At 40.3% G+C, this 427-nt stretch carries 1 protein-coding gene; it reads right to left on the bottom strand.

Annotation, left to right across the window (positions count from 1 at the left end; translation table 11 throughout):
* Positions 1-243: 243 nt before the first annotated feature.
* A partial coding sequence (locus D7X55_RS45185) for a hypothetical protein (protein ID WP_233610468.1) occupies positions 244-427 on the bottom strand: 184 nt, incomplete at its 5' end.

The following is a 427-nucleotide window of genomic DNA, read 5'->3' as shown; positions in this document are numbered from 1 at the left end:
CCGTTTTAATATTGCAAAGTATCTCAGCCACCAATAACGTTGCTAATAAATAAATAAAAAAAAGTGTCAAAACCAAAGTAATGATAATTCTTACCTCTCGCGCGCAGCAATTCATCCCGAGAAGGCAAATAGTCAGCCAAACTTTTGATGATGGCAGTGATCACAATCTCCTTTTCTTTCAATTCTTTATTCATATAAAAGTTAAAAAAAAAAGGTTAGTCATTCATTCGTTCTTCGCGTTGGTCAGTAAAGTAACTTACTCAACAAAAGGGTATTTAACGACTCGACGTGCTGAGCCTTTGCCCCGCTGACATCAACAAACCGATCGACGCATCCCTTGACCACCACCAATGGATCGTCATTTGCTTCCTTCTTCCCTCCTCCAAACATCCACATCTCTCTCTCTCTCTCTCTCTCTCTCTCTCTC

This window comes from Corallococcus sp. AB049A (genome assembly GCF_003668885.1).
In the GTDB taxonomy this organism is placed as follows: Bacteria; Myxococcota; Myxococcia; order Myxococcales; family Myxococcaceae; genus Corallococcus; species Corallococcus interemptor.
Note: the sequence above shows the minus strand (reverse complement) of the source record. Positions and strands in the feature narration are given on the sequence as shown.